This is a genomic window from Bacteroides sp. MSK.20.82 (genome assembly GCF_019052485.1).
Lineage (GTDB): Bacteria > Bacteroidota > Bacteroidia > Bacteroidales > Bacteroidaceae > Bacteroides > Bacteroides thetaiotaomicron.
Genome location: NZ_JAHQUN010000036.1, coordinates 47290 through 58552 on the forward strand (window position 1 = coordinate 47290; position 11263 = coordinate 58552).

Below are 11263 nucleotides of genomic sequence, written 5' to 3' on the forward strand. Positions count from 1 at the left end.
AGCACAAAGATAATTAAAAATCAAAATCTCGTCATAAACTCAATAACGATTTTATCACGCTCCGATTCTTTGGGAACTCCGGACTTCTGATAGAAATACTTCTCAAAGTTGAGACGGAGATCGGCAATAAAAGCTTTGGAAAGGCTCAGCGTGATACCGCCTGTCACACGATGACGGGCATAGTCGTTTATCTTCAAAACACCTGTCTCACTGTCCGCCAGCCCATTACTGTGGTCAGTCATCATATCATAACGGGCCAGAAAAGAAATCTTATTGAATACTTTTTTCAACGGCAAATCATAATTCACAAAGCTATTGACCGCATGAACGTCCTTAAACGCTTCGTGTCCATACATTTTATACAAATACTCCGCTTCGATATGAAAACGATTATTCTGATAGTAGATGCCGGCATCATACATATTAATACGGGTATGTTCCGGCTTTATCATTTGAGTGCTCAAAGTGAGATTCCAATTTTTATTAGGCAGCAACTGTGCTTTTATCGAATAATTCAAGGTCTTATGCCATTCCTTCTGATTAGTCAGTCCGGAGCCGTTAAACAATCCACCTTCAAGGATAAAAGGAAGACCTTCTTTTTGTGTATAACAACCGGTGAAGCCGACATCACGCACATTGCCCACCTGCTTGGCTATAAAAGAACGATTGGCAAAATACTGCTGATGGGGAGAACGATGGGCGTCGATCGTGAAAGGTACACGCATCTGACCAATCGTAAAATTCAGGTCCTTGACAGGAAATACACGGGCATACGCATCAAGCATCTTGATGGAACCCTCGTCGGACAAATCGATCTCCGCTTTATAGGCAACAATCGGATGTACATTTCCCGAAACACTGAAGCGGGCATTCCGCACTTCAAAACGGCTTTCGTTGGTTTCTGTCTGGAACTCATATTTTCCCCGGATTGTCCCATGAATTTCAGGCAAATAATCTTTCAGTTCCATGGTCTGCTTATCCAGCTGTTTGCCATCCCCGGCATCTTCTTTAGCCTGTCCGCAGGCTGCTGTCGCCAACAAAAGCAGGGCGACGGTTGTTGTAATTCTACTCATTCAGTTGTTTGCTACTTAATTCGCGGCAAAGGTACAATGAGCAAGATACGGAGAGATTACAAAAGAGATACGGTGAAATTACAGAATGGTTACAATACTGTTACACGGATAACAAAGGGGTTACAAAAAAAGAATTCACCACGGACTACCCTCGTCAGCATGGATATTCACCGTCGACAATCAACGTGTCCCCGTCCATGCAAAACTGTGTAACCTGTGGTGAATCAATCAGCCGAAAAAGGAATATGCGATCAGCATAATCAGCGCCAAAATAATGAGTGAAACAAATACTATCTTGACTACCCGCTGGGCCTGCTCCTCCTCTTTCTTACTATGTGCTACTTTTCTCTTACTTTTACCCATAATGTTAGCTTTAAAGTTCAACGCTAACAAAGTAAAAACAAATCTTTTAACTTTCCAAAAATAACACTCGCTAATTTTTGTTTTTATGATTCCTGCGATGAAAATTCCATCAGATAGGCTTTGATGAATTCCTCGATTTTACCATCCATCACTCCGTTTACATCCGAAGTCTGATAGTTGGTACGATGGTCTTTCACGCGACGGTCATCGAATACATAGCTGCGAATCTGCGATCCCCATTCGATTTTCTTCTTACCGGCTTCCACTTTCGCTTGTTCTGCCATGCGGTGCTGCAATTCTTTATCGTATAAGATAGAGCGCAACTGGCGCATTGCATTCTCACGGTTCTTCGGCTGGTCACGAGTTTCGGTATTCTCGATAAGGATTTCCTCTTCTTCTCCCGTATAAGGGTCTTTGTACTGATAGCGCAGACGGACGCCGGATTCCACCTTATTAACGTTCTGACCACCGGCACCACCGCTTCGGAATGTATCCCATGAAATGCAGGCAGGCAGAATATTCACTTCGATACTGTCGTCCACCAACGGAGTGACGAACACGGAAGCAAACGATGTCATGCGCTTGCCTTGCGCATTGTACGGAGAAACACGTACCAGACGGTGAACACCGTTCTCTCCTTTCAGATAACCATAAGCGAAATCTCCCTCAATATTGATGGTACAGGTTTTGATTCCTGCCTCATCCCCTTCCTGAAGGTTGGCGATAGTAGCCTTGTAACCGTTCGTTTCAGCATAGCGCAGATACATACGCATCAACATAGATGCCCAGTCCTGACTTTCCGTACCACCCGCACCGGAGTTGATTTTCAACACACAGGCCATCTGGTCAGCTTCATCACGCAGCATATTCTTGAGTTCGAGTGCTTCCACCGCTTCACTGGCTTTCGCATAAGCCGTGTCCACATCTCCCTCAGTCACTAATTCTTCTTTATAAAAATCGAACGACAGTTCCAGTTCGTCCGCCAGTGTCTTGACTTCATTATAGCCGTCAATCCACTTTTGCAGGTCTTTCACCAGTTTCATCTGGGCTTCCGCTTTCTTCTGGTCATCCCAGAATCCCGGCGCCTGCGTTCTTAGTTGCTCTTCTTCGACTTGAATTTTCTTCCCGTCGATGTCAAAGATACCTCCTCAGCGCATCAGTGCGCTCTTTCACGTCTTTAAGTTGTTCAATAGTAATCATGTGATTTACAATTTTATCATTTACAATTTACAAATTTCTCTTTTCGGTGCAAAGGTAAGAAAAATTCCGCTACCTTTGTTTCTGTCACTAAAATGTTGTCACAATATGAACAAACTCCTGAAACTTTCATGCTTATCGCTCTTCCTTGCATTAGTGATGAGCAGTTGTAGCTCACAAAAGAAGTATAGCTACGAGACAGTGCCCAATGACCCGCTGAAAGCCCGCATCTACACACTGGACAACGGATTAAAAGTTTACCTCACTGTAAACAAGGAAACTCCCCGCATTCAGACATTCATCGCCGTGCGGGTGGGCGGAAAGAACGACCCGGCAGAAACGACCGGACTGGCACACTACTTTGAACACCTGATGTTTAAAGGTACCGACAAGTATGGCACACAGGATTATGCTGCCGAAAAACCACTATTGGACCAAATTGAACAGCAATTTGAGATATACCGCCAGACGACGGACGAAGCAGAGCGCAAAGCGATCTACCACACCATCGACAGTCTCTCTTACGAAGCATCCAAATACGCCATTCCCAACGAATATGACAAGCTGATGGCTGCTATCGGTTCTTCCGGCAGCAACGCCTACACATGGTATGACCAGACTGTCTATCAAGAAGATATCCCCTCCAATCAGATAGAGAACTGGGCAAAGATTCAGGCAGACCGCTTCGAGAATAATGTCATCCGCGGTTTCCATACGGAACTGGAAGCTGTATACGAAGAAAAAAATATGTCTCTGACCCGGGACAACAGCAAAGTGCAGGAGGCGATCTTCTCCTCTCTCTTCCCCAAGCATCCTTATGGAACACAAACCGTATTGGGTACACAGGAGAATCTGAAGAACCCTTCCATCACCAATATCAAGAATTACTATAAACAATGGTACGTTCCCAATAATATGGCGATCTGTATGTCCGGAGATTTAGACCCGGATGAAACCATTGCCTTGATAGATAAATACTTCGGAGGCTTGAAGCCGAATCCGGAACTTCCCAAACTGAATCTGCCGAAAGAAGATCCGATCACCGCACCTGTAGTTAAAGAGGTATTAGGTCCGGATGCGGAAAGCGTTGCACTGGCATGGAGATTCCCCGGATTGGCCAGCAAGGATTTCGAGGTTCTGCAAGTTGTTTCGCAAGTATTATACAATGGAAAGGCAGGACTCATCGACCTTGATCTGAACCAGCAGCAGAAGGTGCTGAACAGCTACGGTTACCCGATGGGACTGGCAGATTACTCAGCCTTCATATTGGGCGGACTTCCCAAACAGGGACAAATGCTGGAAGAAGTCAAAGACCTCTTGCTGAACGAAATAAAGAAACTTCGTGCCGGAGAGTTCGATGAGAAGATGCTGCAAGCCAATATCAACAACTTCAAGCTCTACGAGCTCCAAAGCATGGAAAGCAATGAAGGACGTGCCGACATATTCGTCAACTCATTCATTAACGGAACAAACTGGGAGGACGAAGTAACCGCCATCGACCGCATGGCTAAACTGACCAAAGAGGATATCGTGGCCTTTGCCGATAAATATCTGAAGGAGGATAATTATGCCGTTGTCTACAAGAAACAAGGCAAAGACCCAAACGAGAAGAAGATGACAAAACCGGAGATTACTCCCATCGTATCCAACCGGGATGTGGCAAGTCCATTCCTTACCTCCATACAGGAGAATGCAGTAAAGCCCATCGAACCTGTATTCCTCGACTTCAAGAAAGATATGAGCCAGCTGACAGCGAAATCCGACATTCCGGTACTCTATAAGCAGAATACTACCAACGATCTCTTCCAACTGATCTACGTATTCGATATGGGTAACAACAACGACAAAGCATTGGGAACGGCTTTCGACTACCTTGAATATCTGGGCACTTCCGACATGACACCGGAAGAACTGAAGAGCGAGTTCTATCGTCTGGCGTGTACTTTCTACGTTTCTCCGGGCAACGAACGCACCTACGTGGTTCTTTCCGGTCTGAATGAGAATATGCCGGCTGCCATGCAACTATTCGAAAAATTACTGGCAGACGCACAAGTAAATAAGGAAGCTTACGACAATCTGGTCGGAGATATACTGAAAGCCCGTGCAGATGCCAAACTGAATCAAGGACAGAACTTCTCCCGCCTGATGAATTATGCGATGTACGGTCCGAAGTCTCCCGCCACCAATTTACTGACGGAAGCAGAACTCGCCAGCATGAATCCACAGGAACTGGTTGACCGGATTCATAATCAGAACAACTACAAACATCGTATCCTGTATTATGGTCCTAGCAGCAGCAAAGACCTGCTGGCTACCATCGACCAATATCACCAGGTACCGGCTACTCTGAAAGATATTCCTGCAGGAAACGAGTTTTCTTATCTTGAAACACCGGCGACCAAAGTACTGGTAGCTCCTTATGAAGCCAAACAGATCTATATGGCGCAAATTTCCAATCTTGATAAGAAATACGATCCGGCTATCGAACCTACCCGCGAATTATATAACGAATATTTCGGCGGAGGCATGAACTCCATCGTCTTCCAGGAAATGCGTGAAACACGCGGACTGGCTTATTCCGCATGGGCGGGTATAATGCCGCCAAGCTATCTGAAGTATCCATATACGATACGTACCCAGATTGCAACTCAAAATGACAAGATGATTGATGCCGTCAATACGTTCAACGATATTATCAACAATATGCCAGAATCCGAAGCAGCCTTCAAATTGGCAAAAGAAGGATTAATCAACCGCATGCGTACCGACCGCATCATCAAAAGCGATATTATCTGGACTTATATCAATGCACAGGATTTGGGACAAAGCGTAGATCCGCGCATCAAACTCTATAATGACGTGCAGACTATGACATTGAAAGATATCGTTGATTTCCAAAAGGAATGGGTGAAAGGACGCACGTATGTGTATTGCATCTTGGGAGACAAGAAAGACCTCGATATGAATAAGCTGAAAGCAGTAGGCCCTATCGAGGAACTCACTCAGGAACAAATCTTCGGTTACTAAAGTATAGTGTTCTCTATAAAATAGCAGATACATAGCCAATTGATACACAAAGAACAAACGGTGAACAGCTTGCCAAATATGCAGCTTGTTCACCGTTTATCGTTTATCATCAGGCCAGACCGAGAAAAGCCTTATTCTTCGTACATCTTCTCAATCAGTTCTTTGTAGTTTTCAGAAACCACTGAGCGTTTCAACTTCAATGTATTAGTCAATTCTCCACGCTCCATGCTGAAAGGTTCAGGAAGTAATGTGAAGCGTTTGATCTGTTCATAATGCGCAAATTGCTGTTGCAAGGTCTCTATCCGTGCACGGAACAGACCGACAATCTTTGGATGCTGCAACAGTTCGGCCATATCTTTGTATTCGATTCCTTTCTCCTTCGCATAGTCCTTGACAAACCCGTACACCGGAACGATCAAGGCAGAAACAAACTTCCGCTGATCTGCGATAATAGCGATCTGGTCAATATAACGGTCTATCACCAGTTTGGTTTCCAATGCTTGCGGAGCAATATATTTACCATTCGATGTCTTAAACAAATCCTTAATGCGCTCTGTCAGGAATAACTGCCCATTCTTGAAATAACCGGCATCTCCTGTATGGAACCAGCCGTCAGCATCGATAGCAGCAGCAGTAGCCTCCGCTTTTTTATAATATCCTTTGGTTATACTTTTTCCACGGAGCAGGATTTCATTGTCTTCGCCTATCTTCACTTCCAGTCCCGGCAATACCACACCTACCGAACCGATATCATAACCTACCGGCAAAGTACATGATACCGTAGCCGTAGACTCTGTCAGTCCATAGCCGACCACCATGTTGATTCCTACCGAATGAACAAATTCATTGATTTCATCGGGCACGGCTGCACCGGCTGTCGGAAAGAAATTTCCATTCTCAATACCGATCGTCTTCTTCAGCAAAGAATAAATAGTCTTCTCGTAGAACTTATATTTCAGTTGATTCATCACCGGAGGGGTCTTTCCCAACCGAAGATAATCCAGATTATGGATTCTGCCGACTTTGATGGCATCCAGCATCAGCGCCTTCTTCAATCCTGTCGTTTCATTGATCTTCTCCTGTACACCGGCATATACCTTTTCCCAGAAACGGGGTACGCTGCACATCAGTGTCGGGCGAATTTCTTTAATGGTTGTCTGGATATCTGCCGGACGAAGATTGATGCAGATCTGTACTCCTTTATGAATACAAAGATAGCACCATGCCTTCTCGAATACGTGTGTCAACGGAAGGAAGTTCATAGAAACGTCCTTGTCGGTCATTGTCGTCAGACGCTCGTCATGCGTATGGAACTGCTCCAGATAGCACGAATGATGCAACATTACTCCCTTCGGCTCTCCCGTCGTACCGGAAGTATAAAGGATGTTAGCCAAATCATCGTAAGAAGCACGTGCGGTACGTTCTTCCACCACCTCATTATGCGGCAATCCTTCGCCCATTGCCATAAACTCATCAAAATAGATGGAAGAGACATCACGCGGGTCTTTTACTACCGAACGGTCGAAAATAATCAGTTGTTGTAACGAGGAACAAAAGCCGAAGATGCTGAATGCAGAATCATACTGATACTGTTCGCCTACAAAAAGATAACGGATTTGCGCATCGTTGATAATGTATTGTGCCTGTGCGGGTGAACTCGTTGCATAGAACGGAATAGTAACCCCGCGATTGGCAAATGCGCCGAAATCGACATAGAACCATTCAGGTTTATTCTGTGAAAAAATACCGATATTCTCTTGTTCCTCCACTCCTAGCGCAACGAAAGCATTAGCAGCCTGTCGTACAGTTCCGGAGAATTGATTCCAGGTAATCGGAATCCATTGTGCTGTCTCATAGTCGCGGTATCTCAATGCTACCCTGTCGCCATACTTTTCAGCCTGACGGTGGACCAAGACAGATAAATGATGATAAGTCATACTCTTTGTATTGATAAATATGGTACAAAGGTATTAGTTTTATTTGAAACTATTGCGCAAAACGAGTATCTTTGTGCAAATATTAAGCTCTAAATTAACAAGTTTGTATATGAAATACGATATTCCAACCATGACAGCCGAAGCTGTAAGCCTGTTGAAATCACTAATCAGCATTCCGTCCATCAGTCGGGAAGAGACGCAAGCCGCTGATTTCCTGCAAAATTATATCGAAGCCGAAGGGATGCAGACCGGACGCAAAGGAAACAATGTTTGGTGCCTCAGCCCTATGTTCGACCTTAAAAAGCCGACAATCCTGCTCAATTCTCATATCGACACGGTAAAACCCGTAAATGGCTGGCGCAAAGACCCTTTCACACCCCGCGAGGAAAACGGTAAATTATACGGATTGGGCAGTAACGACGCCGGAGCCAGTGTTGTTTCGCTCTTACAGGTGTTCCTGCAACTATGTCGCACTTCTCAAAATTACAATCTCATCTATCTGGCTTCCTGCGAAGAAGAAGTTTCGGGTAAGGAGGGAATTGAAAGTGTATTACCGGGGTTACCCCCTGTTTCATTCGCTATCGTAGGCGAACCTACGGAGATGCAACCTGCCATTGCCGAAAAGGGGTTGATGGTACTGGATGTAACTGCTACGGGAAAAGCCGGACATGCCGCACGCGATGAAGGAGATAATGCCATTTATAAGGTATTGAACGATATCGCCTGGTTCCGTGATTATCGTTTCGAGAAAGAATCACCTTTACTCGGACCGGTAAAAATGAGCGTTACGGTCATCAATGCAGGCACTCAGCACAATGTAGTTCCCGATAAATGTACATTTGTTGTTGATATCCGAAGCAACGAACTTTACTCCAACGAAGATTTATTTGCAGAGATCAGAAAGCATATAGCCTGCGATGCGAAAGCCCGCTCGTTCCGTCTCAATTCTTCACGAATTGATGAGAAACATCCGTTCGTACAGAAAGCGGTGAAGATGGGACGCATACCTTTCGGTTCCCCGACTTTGTCAGATCAGGCATTGATGTCCTTTGCATCGGTAAAGATCGGTCCGGGACGCTCTTCACGTTCACATACAGCCGAAGAGTATATTATGCTGAAAGAGATAGAAGAGGCTATCGGGATTTATTTAGATTTGTTAGACGGACTAAAGCTTTAGTCCGTCTTTACCACTCATCAAGTAGAAAATCGGCTATATGCCGATGCTTAACCCCTTCAATATTATCTTGCCATAGATCATCCATACTAACCACATATTTAGGATAATGATCATCAATTGCCAGTAAAGGGGCAAACTCACAATCGATGGTTGCTTGCAAGCCAAGTTGATAAGTAACCTGCACATATATTTTCTCTTCACGCCTAATGGCTACAAAATCAACTTCTTTTTCATCCTGTTTACCTACATATACTTCGTATCCGCGGCGTTTCAACTCCATGCAAACCAAATTTTCGAGCATTCCCCCTATTAAGCGGTCCCGATATCCCATCACAGAATAAATTAATGAAAGATCACTTACAAAATACTTTTCATTGGTTTGCAGAATCTCTTTGCCCTTGATGTCATAACGTGGTATACGTTGAATGACAAAAGCACTATCTAAAGCATTGAGATAATTATAAATCGTATTGATATCTACTTTCCGTTGCTGACTTTTGAAATAGTCGGCAATATTTTTCGCATTTAGTTTATTCCCAATATTATCAAAAACAAACTTCACCACTCTTTCAAGCATTTCTACGTTACGAATGCTATGCCTCTGCACGGTATCACGAAGAATGACAGAAGAATAAATATCATACACTATTTTGTAGATAGCATTATAATCATAGTTTGCCGTATGAATAGCCGGAAATCCTCCCATACGAAGATATTTCAGAAACTCCGTTTTACGGTCGGATACAGAAATTGTCAGCGGGAGATCATGAAATAATAGATATTCTCTAAAGGATAAAGTCATAATGTGAAAGGCAACGTATCTTCCTGCCAAATAAGTCGAAAACTCGGAAGATAGTAAACGTGAATTAGAACCTGTCACATAAATATCTACATCCAAGTCAACCAAAAAGGCATTCACTGCCTTTTCCCAATCTGTAACTTCCTGAATCTCATCCAAGAGAATATAATATTTTCCCGGGGCTTTCGTAGCTTCCCGAATATGAGCGTATAACGCCTTCGCCTCCTTCATGTCTATCCACTCGAAACTTTCAAAGTTCATATAAATAATATAATCCTCAGATACTCCTCTTCGTAAAAGTTCCTCACGAATTAAACGCAACACGACCGACTTGCCACAGCGACGAATACCAGTGATAACTTTCACAAATGGCTTATCAATAAAAGGAGTGATTTGCTCCATATAAAGTTCACGATTAATCATACAACTGAAGTTTTTAGGGTTATAGACACAAATATAAATAATTAATCGGAAGTTTTTAGGGGTATACCCCTAAAAACTTCCGATTTCAAGTATGTTTTATGGTTATAGACAGAAACGACAATGGCATTTATGAAAAAAGGGGCACCTCCTGTATCTTTATCTAAGATAAGAAATTTAGCCACCATCATAATAACGGTGGCTAAATCAAAGAAAAACAACCAGTTTCAATGGTCTATTCAATCCATCCCGGATTTACAAAGAGCATAGAGAAAAAAGTTTACCCGATTCATATTATATATCAAATCAGACATTTCCATGCGATCCACTATTGCTCATTTTGTTAAGATACTGTTTCCATATCAAAAAGGCAATTATGCCTAACAGATTAAATAACAAAACCAAAATGACCCATAAATATTTATATGGTTTAGTAAGTTGATGACTTTTCAACACGACCAATATCCCAATCAACAAAATCAGAACATAAACAATTTCAAAAAACATTGGAGGCATAATCATAATTTTTATTCTCAATAATCATTAATATGCAGAAACTGTAACACTTCCCTTTCCCGCACTCTTATCGTATGTCCCTGAAGAATTAATAACATAAGAAAGGTTAAAGCCAACAACCTGAGTTATAGTTGCCTTAATTTTCCCCGTACTATTAAATGATATAGCATTTCCTGATACATAGCCACTCGCATAAGATTGAGAATACGTATAAACTGATAATCCTGTTATATCTGTCATTACTGTTACATTTTTGTTATCTTCGATCAAAGTTACACTAAACCATGTAAGATTCCAAATCCAATCACTGAATGAATAAATTTCACTACGTGTTTTAGCAAGCGGCACACTAGGTTTCTGCTCTTTAGTAGAATAAAACATACAGCCATTTTCTTCTTTATCCTTATACATCTTTAATTCAACAGGGTGTTCTCTAAGTTGTTTTATATCACGAAACAATTCTTCAATTTCTTCTAATGACATCTCATTTTCAGTTTTTTCTGAAGGATTAATCTCAAAGAAATCGACGTTTACATCATATTTTTCAGCTAATGATGCAATCTTTGTTTTAACTTCTTCCTTCTTAACTTCTGAATTAGCATCAAACTCTTCATTTGTACATGCAATTATTACTACCATAGTAACAACTAAATAAAATAAACCTTTCATATTCATAATGTTTTTATTTAAAATCATTACTGTCCCATTAAAATCTAAAAGAGTTCTTTGAAATATTTGAAATTTAGTTAGTTAC

Annotated in this window: 8 protein-coding genes; 2 read left to right on the forward strand and 6 right to left on the reverse strand. The window is 42.5% G+C overall.

What is annotated here, in order from left to right:
* Positions 1-20 precede the first annotated feature (20 nt).
* The 3 genes from KTR07_RS21070 to prfB all read right to left on the reverse strand — a co-directional run bounded on the left by KTR07_RS21070 (position 21) and on the right by prfB (position 2636).
* The gene (locus tag KTR07_RS21070) at positions 21-1073 is read right to left on the reverse strand and encodes a porin (protein WP_117860269.1); all 1053 of its coding nucleotides are present in this window, start codon (positions 1071-1073) and stop codon (positions 21-23) included.
* Between the two features lie 228 nt (positions 1074-1301).
* Positions 1302-1436: a hypothetical protein gene (locus KTR07_RS28635; RefSeq protein WP_010536260.1), complete on the reverse strand. Its 135-nt coding sequence runs from the start codon at positions 1434-1436 to the stop codon at positions 1302-1304.
* 83 nt (positions 1437-1519) lie between these two features.
* A protein-coding gene (gene prfB / locus KTR07_RS21075; RefSeq protein WP_165360405.1) for a peptide chain release factor 2 occupies positions 1520-2636 on the reverse strand; the annotation gives its coding sequence in 2 pieces (ribosomal slippage) (positions 1520-2572 and positions 2574-2636; 1116 coding nt in all).
* A gap of 105 nt (positions 2637-2741) precedes the next feature.
* Between prfB and KTR07_RS21080 the strand changes: the two genes are divergently transcribed.
* On the forward strand, positions 2742-5660 hold the full coding sequence (locus KTR07_RS21080; protein WP_182423533.1) for a pitrilysin family protein: 2919 nt from the start codon (positions 2742-2744) through the stop codon (positions 5658-5660).
* A gap of 131 nt (positions 5661-5791) precedes the next feature.
* Here KTR07_RS21080 and KTR07_RS21085 read toward each other — a convergent pair whose 3' ends face one another.
* Positions 5792-7597, reverse strand: a complete 1806-nt coding sequence (locus KTR07_RS21085) for a long-chain fatty acid--CoA ligase (RefSeq protein ID WP_008762502.1) — start codon at positions 7595-7597, stop codon at positions 5792-5794.
* Positions 7598-7706: 109 nt separating this feature from the next.
* On the opposite strand from KTR07_RS21085, the gene KTR07_RS21090 reads away from it, so the two are divergent.
* Positions 7707-8774, forward strand: coding sequence for a M20 family metallo-hydrolase (locus KTR07_RS21090; protein WP_008767146.1), 1068 nt, complete (start codon positions 7707-7709; stop codon positions 8772-8774).
* 7 nt (positions 8775-8781) lie between these two features.
* On the opposite strand, the gene KTR07_RS21095 is transcribed toward KTR07_RS21090, so the two are convergent.
* Together KTR07_RS21095 and KTR07_RS21105 are read right to left on the reverse strand one after the other, a co-directional pair.
* Positions 8782-9996, reverse strand: a complete 1215-nt coding sequence (locus KTR07_RS21095) for an ATP-binding protein (RefSeq protein WP_022472130.1) — start codon at positions 9994-9996, stop codon at positions 8782-8784.
* A gap of 540 nt (positions 9997-10536) precedes the next feature.
* Positions 10537-11178 (reverse strand): hypothetical protein, encoded by a 642-nt coding sequence (locus tag KTR07_RS21105; protein WP_022472132.1) that lies wholly within the window; start codon positions 11176-11178, stop codon positions 10537-10539.
* Positions 11179-11263 lie beyond the last annotated feature (85 nt).